Annotated in this window: 11 protein-coding genes and 3 pseudogenes; 9 read left to right on the top strand and 5 right to left on the bottom strand. The window is 54.2% G+C overall.

Annotated elements, in window-relative coordinates:
• Positions 1-202 precede the first annotated feature (202 nt).
• From PVZ80_RS32220 to PVZ80_RS32240, 5 genes are all read left to right on the top strand, one after another.
• The gene (locus PVZ80_RS32220) at positions 203-1,630 is read left to right on the top strand and encodes a fimbrial protein (RefSeq protein WP_273865036.1); all 1,428 of its coding nucleotides are present in this window, start codon (positions 203-205) and stop codon (positions 1,628-1,630) included.
• A gap of 71 nt (positions 1,631-1,701) precedes the next feature.
• The gene (locus tag PVZ80_RS32225; protein WP_273865037.1) at positions 1,702-2,235 is read left to right on the top strand and encodes a fimbrial protein; all 534 of its coding nucleotides are present in this window, start codon (positions 1,702-1,704) and stop codon (positions 2,233-2,235) included.
• Positions 2,236-2,256: 21 nt separating this feature from the next.
• Positions 2,257-3,030 (top strand): fimbrial biogenesis chaperone, encoded by a 774-nt coding sequence (locus tag PVZ80_RS32230; RefSeq protein WP_273865038.1) that lies wholly within the window; start codon positions 2,257-2,259, stop codon positions 3,028-3,030.
• 41 nt (positions 3,031-3,071) lie between these two features.
• Positions 3,072-5,591 (top strand): fimbria/pilus outer membrane usher protein, encoded by a 2,520-nt coding sequence (locus PVZ80_RS32235; protein WP_273865039.1) that lies wholly within the window; start codon positions 3,072-3,074, stop codon positions 5,589-5,591.
• On the top strand, positions 5,588-6,331 hold the full coding sequence (locus PVZ80_RS32240) for a fimbrial biogenesis chaperone (protein WP_273865040.1): 744 nt from the start codon (positions 5,588-5,590) through the stop codon (positions 6,329-6,331). The genes PVZ80_RS32235 and PVZ80_RS32240 overlap by 4 nt, the downstream gene beginning before the upstream one ends.
• A gap of 155 nt (positions 6,332-6,486) precedes the next feature.
• Here the strand turns inward: PVZ80_RS32240 and PVZ80_RS34145 are convergent, their stop codons facing one another.
• From PVZ80_RS34145 to PVZ80_RS32250, 3 genes and pseudogenes are all read right to left on the bottom strand, one after another.
• Complete coding sequence (locus tag PVZ80_RS34145; protein WP_435307303.1) at positions 6,487-7,359, bottom strand: methyl-accepting chemotaxis protein; 873 nt, start codon at positions 7,357-7,359, stop codon at positions 6,487-6,489.
• Positions 7,351-8,076 (bottom strand): annotated as a pseudogene (locus tag PVZ80_RS34150) (HAMP domain-containing protein); the annotation flags it as partial. The pseudogene PVZ80_RS34150 and the gene PVZ80_RS34145, both read right to left, overlap by 9 nt.
• Positions 8,077-8,187: 111 nt before the next feature.
• Positions 8,188-9,801, bottom strand: coding sequence for a carbohydrate porin (locus PVZ80_RS32250; protein WP_273865042.1), 1,614 nt, complete (start codon positions 9,799-9,801; stop codon positions 8,188-8,190).
• A 162-nt stretch (positions 9,802-9,963) separates the two neighbouring features.
• Between PVZ80_RS32250 and PVZ80_RS32255 the strand changes: the two genes are divergently transcribed.
• The 3 genes from PVZ80_RS32255 (at position 9,964) to PVZ80_RS32265 (ending at position 13,828) form a co-directional block, all read left to right on the top strand.
• On the top strand, positions 9,964-11,265 hold the full coding sequence (locus PVZ80_RS32255) for an MFS transporter (RefSeq protein ID WP_273865043.1): 1,302 nt from the start codon (positions 9,964-9,966) through the stop codon (positions 11,263-11,265).
• A gap of 3 nt (positions 11,266-11,268) precedes the next feature.
• On the top strand, positions 11,269-12,744 hold the full coding sequence (locus PVZ80_RS32260; RefSeq protein ID WP_273865044.1) for a glycoside hydrolase family 32 protein: 1,476 nt from the start codon (positions 11,269-11,271) through the stop codon (positions 12,742-12,744).
• A gap of 85 nt (positions 12,745-12,829) precedes the next feature.
• On the top strand, positions 12,830-13,828 hold the full coding sequence (locus PVZ80_RS32265) for a LacI family DNA-binding transcriptional regulator (RefSeq protein WP_273865045.1): 999 nt from the start codon (positions 12,830-12,832) through the stop codon (positions 13,826-13,828).
• Positions 13,829-13,909: 81 nt separating this feature from the next.
• On the opposite strand, the pseudogene PVZ80_RS32270 reads toward PVZ80_RS32265, so the two are convergent.
• Positions 13,910-14,294 (bottom strand): annotated as a pseudogene (locus PVZ80_RS32270) (MFS transporter); the annotation flags it as partial.
• A gap of 409 nt (positions 14,295-14,703) precedes the next feature.
• Positions 14,704-14,820 (bottom strand): annotated as a pseudogene (locus PVZ80_RS32275) (integrase core domain-containing protein); the annotation flags it as partial.
• 146 nt (positions 14,821-14,966) lie between these two features.
• Here PVZ80_RS32275 and PVZ80_RS32280 point away from each other — a divergent pair.
• Complete coding sequence (locus tag PVZ80_RS32280) at positions 14,967-15,662, top strand: outer membrane protein (RefSeq protein WP_273864691.1); 696 nt, start codon at positions 14,967-14,969, stop codon at positions 15,660-15,662.
• Positions 15,663-15,675: the final 13 nt, after the last annotated feature.

A 15,675-nucleotide genomic window follows, 5' to 3' on the forward strand; every position in this document is an offset into this window, starting at 1 on the left:
ATGCGTAGCTGTGACCGTACTAGTTATATTTGAATCCGCAGATCGTTGAGCAAGGTTATCGACGACTGTGGTGAGTAATGTCGATATGCCTCAACAATCATTGTCGCAGCTTTGTCTAGGTGTTTCTGTGCGTATAGTTATCTTGTGGCCTTGAATGAGGCTGATTTCAGGGTCGCTGTGCTGCAGTTCTAGGTATCATTTGATGCTGTTTAGTTTGGATGAGTCATGCGGGGCGGATGCCCTGTATCTTGTGTTCATGGGCATTTGCCTTGTCGCAATTATGCCTGGTTGCTGTGATGATGGGTTTTATTGTGTAGCTGAGATAGTAAGAATGTTTGTTCAGGGGTTGAGTGCAACTGTTAAAATTCTTTTTATTCTGTTCTTGCTTATGCTTTCTATTGATGTTCGAGCTGGTTGTGAGAGCGCTTTGGGTAATGGGAGGTATGACGGTGGATTTGGGGTTTCAGACCAATATCGCAATATTGGTCCCACGCAAATAGATGTTTCGAGTTTGCGATTTACGCCGAGAGGGGCAATATTATTTGATCAAGTTATCGCTTGGTCGAATATATGGGCTTCGCTGCCGCGAGGAGAGGAAACGGTAATGATGCGTTGCAGTAGTGCCGCAGATGCCGAATCTGCGTATGCCATGATTGCAGGTGATAGCTCATATTCGCTGGATTCTCAGATTATTCAATTGCCGGGTGTCGGTCAGGTCTGGCCGTTCAGCTATCCCAGCAAAAGTCCTACCTCAACGGCGTATCGCTTGCTCGGTAGTCGACCTGATGGTGGTTGGCAGCCGGCGCTTGGTTATAGCCAGCGGAGCGATCCCTCTAATCGCTTCGCAGTTACCGGCTATGACTACGAGCCGGTTGATGATCAAGATAGCCGGCCTTATAAAGTCAAAGCGAAGCATATGCCCAAGATTCGTATGCAGATTTATCGCGATGACGGTAGTGGTCCATATGACATTAAAGGTGATATGGGGGGAGGGGCGTACCTTGGGATTCTTTCCTGGGGATGTTGTAACGGAAATGATGGTTATACCGGTGTGCACTATGGTTATGTTGCGATGGGCGGTGACGGTGTTGATGTCAATCCTGTCGAGCGAGCTGCTTGTGGCGTGCTGAGGGTGCCTCGTACTGTAAATCTTCCTCCTGTTACAACTAATGAAGTGGCAAGAGGTGACACACCATGGACGCCGTTCTCGGTGAGTTTTGAGTGTGAAAATGGAGCGCTAACAAATTCCATTCTCAAGGTTGGCCTCCAGCCTAAGGGAGTGTTAGCTAGTGTTGGTGATCAGCAATACCTTCTTCCGGATAACCGTGCTTCACTCGGTGCCGCGCAAGGAGTCGGCTTGGTGTACAACGTGCCAGTGGAGGGGGGCTCTGCTCGCCGCTGGGTAAGAGACTCAAGCTGTATAAATCCGGATCAGTATTCTTACTGCCCGACTGCCAGTGCTTTGGAGTCCGAGCAAGGGTGGTATCGAGCTGGCGGAGTCCATGGCAATGAGTTGGAGTTTAGTGAGAACTTTCAGGTGCGCTTGATGCCCCTTCCAGGCGTTAACAGTGGGGACATTTCGGCGGGAGAATTTACAGCAACTGTAAATGTAATAGTGACTCTGAAGTAGTGTGGGTGAAATTGTACTTCGCTCAGATTGACTTTTGTAAGTGATTTTATTGAGCTGTTTGAGGAGTGGTTATGAGGTCTAATTTTGTGGTTAAAATGCTGTTTGGGGTTGTAGTTTCTTGTGCGGCAGCGTCGGTAGCACTTGCTGATAACACAATTACTTTTAATGGCCAGGTGGTTGAGCAGACATGTGATCCAATTAGTGCTGGTGGAAACTATACAGTCAATCTCGATCAAGTTGTGGCGAGCGATTTTCAGGGGCTCAGCAATGCAACGCTTGAGAGCATTAGCACGCCTTTTAATCTGGAGCTCCAGAACTGCCCTGCTAGTGCCAGTTCTGTCACTGCTGAGCTATACTCAAATTCTGTGGATTCCAAGACGGGGAATTTACTCAGTTCAACCTACGGCAGTAATGTTCAAGTTCAGGTTCAAGATTCAAAAGGTATTAAGATGGGGGTAGGCGATAACAGCACAACGCCTGCTGCAAGCATAACTAATGGTCGCGCTTCAATTCCGCTTCAGGCGAAATACTATGTTGTTGACAGCACCCAGGTAGCTCCAGGTGCAATCACTGTCGAGGCAACTTACGTATTGCGAACCCAGTAAATTTTGACTAAGGGCTCTTCGATGAAGGGCTCTATTTTTTTGTTTGAAACCTGCGGGCGCTTGTTAATGTCTAGTTTGTGTCGACTCTTGGCTGCACTCTGTTTTTTTTATACTACATTTGCTTGGTCTGGGGTGGTAATGCTTGGCAATCGGATTATATATCCGGAGTCTGCATCATCGACAATGATCAATTTGCGTAACACTGAGGACATCCCCTATGTTGTCCAAGCATGGATTGATGACGGCAGCGCCAATCCAATATTGGCAGTAGATGTCATCCCTTTCGAACTGACTCCGCCGCTTTTTCGTCTGCCTCCCAAAAATCAGCAAGTATTGCGTGTCAGATTGCTGCCAAATAATTTACCTAGTGATCGAGAGTCATTGTTCTGGTTCAACTTTCAGCAAATTGCCCCAGCAGTTGAACCTGCAAAACAGGCGAGACTCGACCTTTCGTTGATTCAGCAAGTCAAATTGTTATTTCGCCCTCGTGCACTAGAGGGAGGGATTGCTGCTTTGCCATCAAATCTAAAAGTGCGCTTGCCTGAAAAAAGAGGGGGGGTAGAGTTTTATAATCATAGCCCCTATTTTGCCAACCTGACTGAGCGTGTAATGGTGGTTGATGATCTTGGTCAACAGTGGCCTTTGAGAGTAAGTGCTCTTATCACTATCGCACCTTTTTCAATGGTTAAGTGGCCCCTTCCTTCTGCTACCAATTCTAAGCGATTACGTAGTGTGCGCGTCGAACTGATCGGTGATCAAGGTGCTATTCAACCACTTGAGTATTCTCTCCAGTGATGTAGTGAAGCTAAAAGTTTTGATGTTTAGGGTTCTTCCTGATGTATATGAGGAAAATCAGTTTTTTTGCCATTAGCTTCCTTCTAGGTCTGGTAAATACTGTTGTAGTAGCTTCTGAAAATGATAACTATCACTTCAACTCAAGCTTTCTGCTCGGAGCGAAAACCTCTACGGTCAATCTGGATGAAGTGGTTGAAGGTCAGGTACTGCCGGGCTTCAATAATGTTGATCTTTATATTAATGAACGATTCTCAGGTAATCGGCGTCTAGAATTCGCACGCCGTGGCAAAAGTGTCCAAGCGTGTTTACCATTATCATTGTTGCTTGAGATTGGTGTCCGTGAGCAAGCCTTGCGTGATGCGCGTCATGGTTTATCTCTAGATATAGAGAGTTCCGAGTGTCGAACTATCAACGAATGGTTGCCTTTGGGGAAGGCTGACTTTGATGCTCGCGGGCAGCGACTGGTATTAAGCATCCCTCAGGCGCAACTCAATCAGGTCGCCCACGATTTGGTTCCTCAATCACTTTGGCAGCATGGCGAGAATGCTTTATTTTCTAGTTACAACCTTAGCTATTTTGGGGTTACCAGTGCTAACAACAAGAGTACAGATTCGAGTTTCTTGAGTTTGCGCAACGGTCTGAATCTAGGCTCGTGGCAGTTGCGTAATCAATCCAGTATCAGCTGGTTCGATGGTGGTGGGCGTTGGCAAAGTGACTCTACTTACCTTCGACGGGTGTTACCTGATTGGCGTGCGGATTTGACCGTAGGTGATAGTTATACCCAAGGTAGGATCCTTGACGGGGTAGCCTATAGGGGGGCAGCTATTTTTTCTGATGAACGTATGTTGCCACAAAGCCAACGAGGTTATGCGCCGGTGGTGCAAGGTAATGTTAGCAGCAACTCTCGGGTCGTGATCTGGCAGTCAGGACGCCAGATATACGAGACTACAGTACCTGCAGGCCCTTTCAAAATCACCGATCTATACCCTGCCAGCTATAGCGGTGATCTTGTAGTTGTGATTACTGAGGCTGATGGTCATCAATACAGCTATAATGTGCCTTTTTCTTCGGTAGCTGGTTCCTTGCGACCGGGGCTTGCTCGTTATAGTGCTACCGCGGGTCAAACCCGGTTTGATATGCAAGGTATTGGTGAAGCAGACTTCGTTGACTGGACGCTCGAACAAGGGATAAGTAACTCTTTGACGCTTAATGGTGGAATGAGGCTCAGTGATATCGATTACAGCTCACAGAGTTTCGGTGGGGTGATGTCTTCCCGGCTTGGCGCATTTGGTCTTGATGTTACACATTCATCAAGTCAGCAGGGCGGAGGTAACAAGCAGGGGTGGATGTTTCGTCAGAGTTTCAGTCGTACATTACCATGGACAGATACCTACCTATCTTTGATTGGTTATCGTTATTCGACCGCCGGATATACCTCATTGCGCCAAGCAATGGTCGAACGCAAGCAGCAGCAGGAGGAGTTCTCGGATCGTTTTCGACGTTATTATGGTTTTGGTCAGCGTCAGCGTATGGAGCTGACTCTGAGTCAGCCCCTAGGAGACTATGGCTCTTTTTTTGTTAGTGGCAGTCGTACTGATTACCATCAGGGCGGGGCTGATTCGCAGTTTCAGCTTACTCATCAGCGTAATTTCGGAAAGATCAATACGTCGTTGTCATTCAGTCGTCAGTTTCAACGCGATGGTCAGGCAGATAATGTCATCGCTGTTTCCATTTCAGCGCCACTGGACTTTGGTAAAAAATCAGCATCCCTCAATCTTTCAGCTCAACAGCGTGATGGCAAAAGCTCAATGCAAAGTGGCGTCAATGGATTGCTGGATGAAGAGGGGAGATGGGCTTATAGCTTGCATGGCAGTCGTGCGTTTGGGAAAGATAATTGGAATAACAGTATAGGTACTAGCCTTGATTATCAGTCGCCCTATGCCCGCTTAGGGGCAGGTCTCAGTGAGTCGGTAGATAGCACTCAAGTCTCTGCCTTGGCTGCTGGTGCGCTGGTGGTACATTCTGGAGGGATAACCTTAGGACAGTATCTCGGCGACACTTTTGCGCTAGTCGAAGCTCCTGGAGCTAAAGGTGCCAAGCTGGGGTCTATGTCCGCACCGACTATCGATAGTCATGGTTTTGCACTGCTTCCATCGCTAACACCTTATGCTTTCAATCGTATCAGTTTGGACCCATTGGGCATGGATGAGAATGTCGAATTGCTCCAGTCCTCAAAGCAGGCTGTGCCATATTCTGGAGCAGTTCTGAAGGTTAAGTTTGCAACACATCAAGGCCGTGCATTGATGTTGCGGTTGATTCAGGCTGGGGGGCAAGTGGTTCCATTTGGGGCTACTGCTGTTGATATTGATGGAAAGGAAGTTGGGTTGGTTGGCCAGTCGGGGCTACTCTATCTTCGGGAGGAAAAGGCGCAAGCGATCTATCAAGTAAAGTGGGGTATTGAAAGCTGCAAAGCGTTAGTAGACTTTAGCGATAAACCTCAAAAGACTCCAATATTAAGGTTTGATGTGCTCTGCGCTTCAACTGGGGAGCAAAATCAGTGATCGTTGCAATTCGTGTGCTGATGAGTTGCTTTGTCCTTGGTCTTGGGTTTACTTTTTCGGTTGCCTGGGGGGATTTGGTAGTGGACAGAACCCGAATTATTATTCAATCACCTGCGCGGGAGGTGAGCTTGCAGATCCTCAATGCAGGGGAGTATCCGGTAGTAGTTCAAAGTTGGCTTGATCTTGGGGATACGACAATTGATCCAAACCTGCTAAACCTTTCTTTAACTTCGCTTCCACCTTTGGTGCGTCTATCCCCTCAAGAGGTGCGCGCAATCCGCATAGTCGGGATTCCTCCGGCTGAGAAAAAAAATGAGGAAAATGAGAGTCTGTATTGGCTAAACCTTCAAGAAATCCCACTGAGCGATCGTCGAGAGGCCATGGGGGCAATGATTGCCGTTTCGACTCGTTTACGGTTGAAGGTATTCAATCGTACTGCCGCGCTAGTGGAAGGCAGTGAGGAAGCTATTTTCAGGCTTTCTTGTGTTGCTGAGCAGCGTAGAGGTGGTGTCAATGTTAGTTGTCGCAATCCTTCATATTTTCACATCACGATAGACTCTCTAGTTCTCCAGAGTAGAGGGGGGGAGAAAAAAATCGACGGTACGATGCTTTATCCAGGTAGCCAGACTAACTTTTATTTTGGTGATGTTTTATCTGGTGTTGACTCTGTTTTGATAAAAGTTATTGATGATCATGGTCTATTGCGCTTTCGGCGCTTTAAAGTGGAAAAAATTAATTAGTTTATGAGCAGTCAGTCATGTGTGCATCTGGTTTAAAGATTCGCTCAACGCCGCATTCGAACAGTGATCGAAGCCCTGAGCGGTCGCCAATCGTCGAACCTTCGCCAAGGTTGGCGGCAGGCAGTGAGGCGGGTCGGTGGAGTGTCGTGCTCGTCTCACACCTTGAATCGTTTGACCAAGCCTTGCAGATCGCCCCCGAGCTGGGCCAGCTCGACACTGGAGGTGGTGATCTCTGCACTGGCTTGTGCTGATTGGTCGGCTGTTTCACGCACATTCAAGATGCTGCGGTTGATCTCCTCAGCCACAGCGCTCTGTTCCTCCGCTGCGGTGGCAATTAACAGGCTCATCTGCTGGATGTCAGAGACCTGTTGGGTGATGGTTGCCAGAGCGTCCCTGGTGTTGCGCACGCCGGTGACCGCCGATTGAGTCTGTTGCACGCTGGCTTGTATCATCTGTGAGCTTTGCTCGGCAATACGCTGCAGTCCCTCGATCAGGGTTTCTATTTCCTCCGATGATTGTTGCGTCCGCTGCGCCAGGCTGCGTACCTCGTCAGCGACCACGGCAAGACCATGTCCCGCTTCACCGGCGCGCGCCGCCTCGATGGCAGCATTGAGCGCCAGCAGCTTGGTTTGTCCGGCGACCATCTTGGTGGCATCGAGCACACCACCGATACGACTGCTTTCCTGATGCAGGCGGATCATTGAGTCGGTTGACAGGCTGACCTTGTGCGCGAGTGTTTCTATTTGCGCCACTGCCCGCTGCGACACCGTCAATGCATGGCTGGCCTCAAGGTCCGCTCTTTTCGCGGCGCCGGCTGCCTCTTTCGAGTTGCGCGCTACTTCTAGTACCGTTGCAGTCATTTCAGTCATTTCAGTCATTGCTGTTGCGACCAGATCGGTTTCGCTTTTTTGACTGTCGATACCCGCCCGGGTATGCGCGGTGATTGTCGCAAACTGGCTGGCAGCGGCGGCCAGTCGATGGGAGCCAAAACCAATCTGCGAGATAACATCGCGTATGCGATGACTCATACCGTTGATCGAACTCAAAAGCTGGCCCAGTTCGTCGGCCCGTTCGCTGTGTAATTCCGCTGTCAGATCGCCATTAGCAATGCGTTCGGCAACCTGCAAGGTTTGTTGCAGCGGAATGACAATCTGGCGGCTGATGACCCAGGCAATCAGCCCCCCGAGTACCAGGGCAAATAATGTGCCCCCTGCAAGGATCATGGCCACAAGATCCACGCTGCTCTTGGCGCGGCTCTCTTCGGCGATATACAACTCGTTGATTGCGTTTTGTAAGGGGAACAGGGAGTCATTCAGCTTGAGCGCGGTTTGCGTGACATTCGCCTCGGCCTGCTGCTGATTGCGTGTGTCGATATAGGCACGCAGCTTTTTGTTCAGGCGCTTTACTGTCCCCAGGTCCTCCTGTGGCCAGCGACCGGCGTGAATGTCGTCCAATATGCTGGAAAGCATCTGTTGCATGATTTCCAGGTGGGAATCGTGCCGGTCAAGCTGTCCTGAATCCAGGGTCAGGGCATAAGCAAAATTGGCATCGCGAGAGAAGGCTGTCTGGTCGAACAGGCTGCCGATCCGGTTGATTCGCTTCAAGGACTGCCCGTCGCTTTGCAAGCCATAAAAACCTGCCAGGGCCAGTAGCACGACCAAGGCCAATAACGATCCGAATCCCAATCCCAGCTTTCTGGTGATGGTCAGATCTTCCAATACGAATCCACGTGACATAGATAACATCCTTATGAGTGATTTATTCTGGGCGTGTTGGTGATGCCTAGTTTTTTGAATTGTTCGAGGCGTTTTAGTGCTGGGCGGGGAGGGCGGAGAACGATGCGTTAAGGAAGGCGTCTAGAACCAGACTTCCATCTGCATGCCGGATTGCCAGTTGCCGCCGGACTTGAAGCCCTTCTGGCCGAAATCGTCTGTTGCGCTGAAGTCGTCGAGGTCCCTGGACCAGTTCATATAGGTGGCGAACAGGCGCAATTCAGGGCGAGCGAAGAAGTCTCCGGTTTGCATCTTGAACGTGGGCGCGAACGTGAGCTTCCAGTAGTTGCCATCGGCTGTTTGTCTATTCGCATAGCCGCGCGCATCCAGCGCCATCCTTTGCCAGCTCAGTTCATATTGCATTTCGAAATTGCTGGTCAGTTCATTGGCCAAGCGCAGGTTGAATGTCCAATAGCGATAGTCGTCTCCGGGCACGTAGCGGTCTTTGCTGTGCTCGGCAATCAGGGCGGGGGCGATGCGCCAGGCCTGGTCCAGGTGGGTATGGCCATAGAGCGCCAGGCGTAATGTCCGGGCCTCGTCCAGCAGATCGCCATCGGCACCGATGTTGTTGACCTCGGCGCCCAGGCCCTTGCCGTACAACAGCGCGGCCTTGAGGTAGCCCTCACGACCGAAAAAGTCCGGTCGGTGGTAGGCGAACATGCCATGGGCGCCGCTTTCGGCAGGGCGCAAGCCCGCTTTGTTGGCCCGGGTATCGCTGTCGAAGGCCTGCCGACTCTCATCGTTCAGGTTGGCATCGTTCTGGCTAGAGGAAATGCCGTTGAGCATGAATTGCCAGCGTCCTCCATCGAAAAACTGATTGAGGGTCGCGATATAGCTGCGGATATCCTTGTTTTCCTCGGTGCCGAAGTCGCCGTAGGAGCGGCTCATCAGCGACGCATTGAGGCGCCAGTCTTCGCTCGAACGCAGGTCGTAGATACCGCCCCCGGTTCCGGCCAGGAACACAATGTCCCTGTCCATCCAGTGGATGCCGTAGTTGTCCCGATCGAAGCGCTTGCCAGCCCAGAGCTTGGCATCGCGCAGCAGTTCGCTGTCTTGAAAGGACGCCAGATGGTCCAGTTCGACATAGGCCTGTCGCACGTTGAGCGAGCTTTCTGCCGCGGTCCAGTCGTTGGGCGTTTCCAGGCCGTCGGCGAGCATCAAGGTGTATTTCGAATGCGTACCGTTGTTGGCCTGGTTCTCCTTCGAAAATTTCGCCTCCACGTAGGTATCGACTTCATTGCCAAGCCTGCCAACGGCCCCGCCCACGGCACCTGCGGGGGTTACGTAGGGGCCACCATGACCGGCCCCCGATCCGTTGGCCATGATCCCGGAGCGGGCATATCCACCGAAGGTGAAGCCGTCGCTCAGAGGTTCGGTCGAACGGCTTGCAGACGAGGTCGTTGCAGGCGAGCGTTCAAGGGACTGCTGGCTCGCTTCTATCCGCGCAACGCGCTCGTCCAGGGAGGCGCGTGTGGTCGTCGGTAGGACGATCGCGATTTGCTTATGGAACTGCTCGACTTCCTTGCGCAATCGGGCTGCATCGGCTTCGGCCAACAAGGCACGGGCCTCGGCGGCGGAGGTCCTGGTCTCAAGTCTGGTCAGACGCTCTTCGACGCTTTGCGCTGGCGCGGCGAGCAGTTGAGTGGAGAGAAAAAGCAGGGAAAAACCAACCAAAGGCTGACAGACCACAGAACTCATAGGTAACCCCCTGGCTTTTGTATTCGGGCGCTGCAAAGACCTTCTATCCAGGTCCTTATCCATACCCCTGATGCTCGGCCCCACTTGACACGGATGTGGAGAGGGGGGCGTAATTGTCTTGCAATGTTAACGTTAACTTAAATAAAAACAAGAGATCGTCACATGCAGCTATCAATCAAGCGCGAGTACTGGCTCATCAGTGGTTTGTTGTTCTTTTTCTTTTTTTCGTGGTCGTCCAGCTATTCGCTGTTCTCGATATGGCTGCATCGAGTCATAGGTCTGAATGGAACCGAAACTGGGTTTATCTTTGCCGCCAACGCCATTGCGGCGCTGCTTATCCAACCCTTCTATGGCGCGTTGCAGGATCGGCTTGGCCTGTCCAGGAAACTGCTGGTATGGATTGGCATCCTGCTCTGTGCCTCAGCACCCTTTGTGATCTACCTGTATGCCAACCTGCTGGCCCAGAACCTGGTACTGGGGGCCATGGTCGGCGCGGCTTTCCTAGCGTTCTCCATGCTCGCGGGAGTGGGCGTCATCGAGTCGTATACGGAGCGGCTGTCGCGTCATGCAGGGTTCGAATTCGGTACCGCCCGCATGTGGGGGTCGTTGGGCTGGGCCAGTGCGACGGGGGGCGTCGGCGTGGTCTTCAACATCGATCCGGAGTTGGCGTTCTACATGAGTAGCACCGCTGGGATCGCATTCTTGCTGATCCTGTTTCGCCTGGACCTGAGCAAGTTCGACAAGCCAGGAACGCATGCGGCTGGTGAGGCGGCTATACCGGTGCGGCTGCATGATCTTTGGGCGTTGCTGGCACTGCCGCGCTTTTGGGCATTCAGCCTGTACCTGACCGGAGTGTGCGGCATCTACATAATCTACGAACAGCAATTCCCGGTGTATTTCTCCTCGTTTTTCCCTACTCCGGAGGAGGGCACCCGAACCTATGGCTACCTGAACTCATCCCAGGTTCTGATCGAAGCCGTCTTGATGCTGGTCGCGCCCCGGATGGTCGGGCGTACGGGCGCCAAGTATGGATTGATCCTCGCGGGCAGCATCATGTTCGTGCGCATCTTGGGCTCGGGATTGGCAACGGATGCCTGGACCATCGCCGCCTGCAAGATGTTGCACGCCCTTGAACTTCCGATCCTGCTGGTCTCGGTATTCAAATATATTTCCTTCAATTTCGATTCGCGGTTGTCGGCCTCGATCTATCTGGTGGGGTTCCAGTTTGCCCAGCAACTGACCGCGATGCTGCTGTCGCCACTGGTGGGATACGGCTACGACCATGTCGGCTTCTCCAGCGTTTACGTGCTGATGGCCGGATTGGTAGGCAGTTGTCTGTTGCTGTCATGGCCGTTGTTACGCGCGGACCCGTCTCGTACATCCTCCCAGGCCACAGCGGCCGATTCGATTGAACGGCTAACCCTGGCTCAAGAGGCTCCCGTCATGAACCTTGATAAGGATTGATCCATGCATGCTGCACGGCTGGACGAAGCGCATCGCGCGATCGCCAAGAAACTGCCCAAACGGGGCAACGACTATCGCCTCGGTTATCACCTTTCACCGCCGGTGGGATGGATGAACGACCCCAACGGCCTGGTCTTTTTTCAAGACCACTATCACGTGTTCTACCAGCATCATCCTTACTCGGCGCAGTGGGGGCTGATGTACTGGGGGCATGCCAGGAGCCGCGACTTGGTCCACTGGGAGCATCTGCCCATCGCGCTGGCGCCCGGCGACGCTTATGACCGCGACGGTTGTTTTTCAGGATCGGCAGTGGTCGTGGACGACAGGCTGTGCCTGATCTACACCGGGCATCGGTGGCTGGGAGAGGCGGGCGATGACAGGCTGATCCGCCAGGTCCAATGCCTGGCCAGCAGCACCGACGGCCTGAACTTCACCAAGCAGGGGCCGGTGATCGATACCACGCCGCATCCGGACATCATGCATTTTCGCGATCCGAAAGTCTGGATGTGTGAAGACCACTGGCGGATGGCGCTGGGCGCACGTCAGGGAGATGACCCGCAGCTTTTGCTCTATCGCTCCGAGGATCTGCATCAGTGGCAATACCTCGGCTGTGCCCTGCAAGGTCGGCGCGAGCCGGATGGCTATATGTGGGAGTGCCCGGACGTTTTCGAACTGGAGGGGCGCGACGTTTTCCTGTATTCGCCGCAAGGTCTGCTACCCAGTGGTTACGCTAACTGGAACAAATTCCAGAATAGCTATCGCCTGGGACACCTGGACAGTCGCGGCGTCTTCACTGACAGCGGCCCGCTTCACGAACTTGACCAGGGTCACGACTTCTATGCCGCGCAGACCCTGCTGGCGCCAGACGGGCGCCGCCTGCTCTGGGCCTGGATGGACATGTGGGACAGCCCCATGCCGAGCCAGGCGCATCACTGGTGTGGCGCGCTGTCCTTGCCTCGGGAACTGAGCCGCGACGGCGACCGGCTGCGCATGCGACCGGCCCGGGAGTTGACCGCGCTGCGACAGTCGCGACACGTCCAGCAGGTCGGTGCGATCGACTCCCGCACCCAGACGCTTGAAGTCGGCGGCGCGCTGCTGGAGCTTGAGCTCGAACTGGAGCTTGGCGCCAGCAGTGCCGAGCGCTTTGGCCTGGCGCTGCGCTGCAGTGATGACGGGCAGGAGCGGACCTTGCTGTATTTCGACGCCATGGCCCGGCGCCTGGTGCTGGATCGTCAATACTCGGGGGCTGGCGTCAGTGGGGTGCGCAGCGTACCGGTGGCCTTGGAGCAGCGGCGGATCGCCCTGCGAATCTACCTGGATCGTTCCTCCATCGAGGTGTTTGTCGACGACGGCGCCTACAGCCTGAGCAGCCGCATCTATCCGCGGCCCGACAGCCTGGGTATCGAGGCTTTCGCGGTCAACGGAACAGGGGCGTTCGGGGATATCCTGGCCTGGAAACTGGCCGATCTTGGGCTTTAAGTCAGCCTGAGGTGGCCGGGCCTCGTATTGTCATGCTTTTGCCTGGCATGACATGATGCCCGGCCAGTCAATCAAGGCACCCCGAATGGCTTCAGTTAAAGATGTCGCACGGCTGGCGGGGGTTTCCTTCATGACCGTATCCAGGGCGCTCAACACCCCGGAAAAGGTCAATCAGGAAACCCTGGCGAAAGTTCGTCAAGCAGTCGAGACCCTGGGTTACGTGCCGAGCCTTTCGGCTCGCAAGATCCGTGGCGGTCATTCCAGTGGTAAAACCATCGGCGTTTTCGCACTCGACACCGCGACCACTCCCTTCGCGGTGGAAATGCTGCTCTCGCTGGAGCGCACGGCCCGGGAAAACGGCTGGAACCTGTTCATCCTCAACCTGTTCGAGACGCCGCCGAGCCAGCAGACCATCGACCTGATGCTCTCCCATCAGCCTGACGGCATTATCTTCAGCGCCATGCAGTTGCGCACTGTGGAAATTCCCCAGGCGCTGCTCGGCCTGCCGCTGGTCCTGAGCAACTGCGTGAGTGCGCAACCGGGTGTGGCCTGTTACGTGCCCGATGACGAAGAGGGACAGTATCAGGCCGTGCGCCAGGCGCTCCAGCGCGGTTACCGCAAGCCGCTGTGCATCAACCTGCCGCAAAGCAGTCTCGCCTGGGAGCTGCGCCAGCAGGGACTGGTTCGCGCCTTCGCAGAGTCCGATGTGCTGCTGGGCAGCGTTCCCCAATACAACCTGTCGACTGACGACGCCTATGAAGAAACGGTTGTAGCGCTGGAGCATCAACTGCAGGGGGCGGATGGAAAGCCTCCCTTCGATTTGCTTATTTGCGGCAACGACCGCATTGCCCTGGTCGCCTATCAATACCTGCTCAGTCGTGGCCTGCGCATTCCCGCCGAGGTGTCGGTACTTGGCTACGACAATATGGTCGGCGTTGCCGAGTTGTTCTATCCACCGCTGAGCACGGTGCAACTCCCGTATTACGAAATGGGCCGCCGTGCCGCTCAGCATTTGATAGAAGGCCTGGGCGAGCCGTTCATTCACCGGGTTTCATGCCCCATCGTGGGTCGTGAATCCTGGTAATGACCGCGGCACATATTCTCCCGGTCCAGGCCAAAGAGCACTGGGTCATAATCGTCCGGGCAACCCACTTGCTGACACCTTCGCTTGAGGCGATGATCTGACCCCGACGATCAGGTTGTCCCCCATGGCGAGGGTTATGATCTTTTTCAGTTCCGCCAGTTCGCGGATATGCCTGAAGGCAATGCGCAGGGCCTGGATCCAGATGCCCTGATGCTATTCGAGTACTTCCAGGGTGATGCGGCTCAGGCGTTACGATCCACAGCACCATCCCCCAGGTCCAGACTTTCAGCAGCGTGCCACCATCGGCCAGAGCCAGCCCGGTCTAGATCGGCGATCTGTGAGTAGGGCAGGGTCTTGGTGTAGCTGTAATGCTGGAAGATGCGGGCCATGATGCCCTGGGTGTCAGCACCCAGCAGAGCACCACCGCCAGCGCGCAGAGCAGTGCACGGTAGACCTGGCTGATGTGACTTGCTGTACGGCCGAGGGAAGTAACAGATCGGGTCACTATCTGCCCGACTTCGAAAACTTCTACCTCCTCAGTTGCTGTATAGGCAGACCGTCTATCAGTCTGGAAAATGGCTTGTGCTGGACTGTGTGCACACTGATGGTAAAGGGCATGATTAGGGGCTAGATATCATCAATCTGGCATGCAGCAAGGCCAGCAATGGGATTGACGTGCACCTACCGAGTCCTGCCCTCATTCCACTCCTGCCGGGGCGTAGCGGAATTCATTTTTCGAAGGTGCTCTCCCCATTTCCACGGATGGTTTAAAAAGAGCTGAAAACTTCAAATCTTGCTGGGCGACTCTACGACGCATTCGTGGGTTATGAAACCGCTCTGGACTTGCCCCTACCAAACCGGACACCAACTCCCCGTTAAATTGATGCTGCCGCCAAGCGCCTGAACTCTCTCGGTGAGCGATAGTTCAAAGCACTGTGCGGATGCAGTTCGTTGTAATGCTCGAAGGCAATGGCCAGGTTGCGCAGTGCCGTTAGCCGACGACACCACGGCGCAATCGCGCCAGTTGAACCGTCGGGTCGAGGTAATCATTTCCAACGGTGCGGCGGCGGTCGATAGCCGCGGCTGACGGCACGAGGCTGTGAAGCTTTCATTTAAAAGACAAGAGACAAAACCAGGCATGAAAACGCTTACAAAAATCTCCGTCGCACTGCTGCTCGCCCCTGTGGCTTACAGCTCATTGGCCCTGGCCGCTCCGGCCGAAGAGGAGGGCTACTACGGGGTCGCCCGGGTGATCAGCGCCGAGCGCAAGGCCCGCAATATGGATTCCAGCGCACGTCCCGGTATCGGTTCGTTTGTGTCCGGCGACGACAGCCAGAAGGACATGACGGGCTCGATCGGGGTCGGTTACCGATTCGGCAATGGCTGGCGCGTGGAGGGCGAGTTGTCCCTGCCGCAAAAGGACAAGTTCACCAGCGGCTCGACCACTTTCCCCACCAGCCTCAACGAGCACCACATCGAGTCCAGGCGCGTGATGCTCAACGCCTACCGGGATTTTCGCGTGACCGAAAAGCTGTCGGTCTACGGTTCCGCCGGGCTGGGCCTGGCCCAGCTCGAGTCGAAGGGCTGGCAGGGTAACGAGTCGCGCCAGTACGGCTCCGCGACCCAGACCAACCTGGCCTGGTCCCTCGGCGCCGGCGTTGCCTACGACGTGACCGATCGCCTGGCCCTGGACCTCGGCTATCGCTACATCGACATGGGCGATACCGAAAGTGGCTGGAACAACTTCGCCAATGCCCGCGGCCTGCAGGACGAGAAGATGAAGGCCAACCTGGTCTCCAGCGAGGTCGTGCTGGGTATGCGCTGGGCGTTCTAGGTCGACAGGGGGG

Origin of the sequence: Pseudomonas sp. B3G-3 (assembly GCF_028640915.1) — a bacterium.
GTDB classification, from domain to species: domain Bacteria; phylum Pseudomonadota; class Gammaproteobacteria; order Pseudomonadales; family Pseudomonadaceae; genus Aquipseudomonas; species Aquipseudomonas chlororaphis_I.

Excerpts from the sequence above, each read along its gene's own strand:
- PVZ80_RS32220 (WP_273865036.1), top strand. The coding sequence starts at position 203 with ATGCTGTTTAGTTTGGATGAGTCATGCGGGGCGGATGCCCTGTATCTT.
- PVZ80_RS32225 (WP_273865037.1), top strand. The coding sequence starts at position 1,702 with ATGAGGTCTAATTTTGTGGTTAAAATGCTGTTTGGGGTTGTAGTTTCT.
- PVZ80_RS32230 (WP_273865038.1), top strand. The coding sequence starts at position 2,257 with ATGAAGGGCTCTATTTTTTTGTTTGAAACCTGCGGGCGCTTGTTAATG.
- PVZ80_RS32235 (WP_273865039.1), top strand. The coding sequence starts at position 3,072 with ATGTATATGAGGAAAATCAGTTTTTTTGCCATTAGCTTCCTTCTAGGT.
- PVZ80_RS34145 (WP_435307303.1), bottom strand. The coding sequence starts at position 7,359 with ATGAGTCATCGCATACGCGATGTTATCTCGCAGATTGGTTTTGGCTCC.
- PVZ80_RS32250 (WP_273865042.1), bottom strand. The coding sequence starts at position 9,801 with ATGAGTTCTGTGGTCTGTCAGCCTTTGGTTGGTTTTTCCCTGCTTTTT.
- PVZ80_RS32255 (WP_273865043.1), top strand. The coding sequence starts at position 9,964 with ATGCAGCTATCAATCAAGCGCGAGTACTGGCTCATCAGTGGTTTGTTG.
- PVZ80_RS32260 (WP_273865044.1), top strand. The coding sequence starts at position 11,269 with ATGCATGCTGCACGGCTGGACGAAGCGCATCGCGCGATCGCCAAGAAA.
- PVZ80_RS32265 (WP_273865045.1), top strand. The coding sequence starts at position 12,830 with ATGGCTTCAGTTAAAGATGTCGCACGGCTGGCGGGGGTTTCCTTCATG.
- PVZ80_RS32280 (WP_273864691.1), top strand. The coding sequence starts at position 14,967 with ATGAAAACGCTTACAAAAATCTCCGTCGCACTGCTGCTCGCCCCTGTG.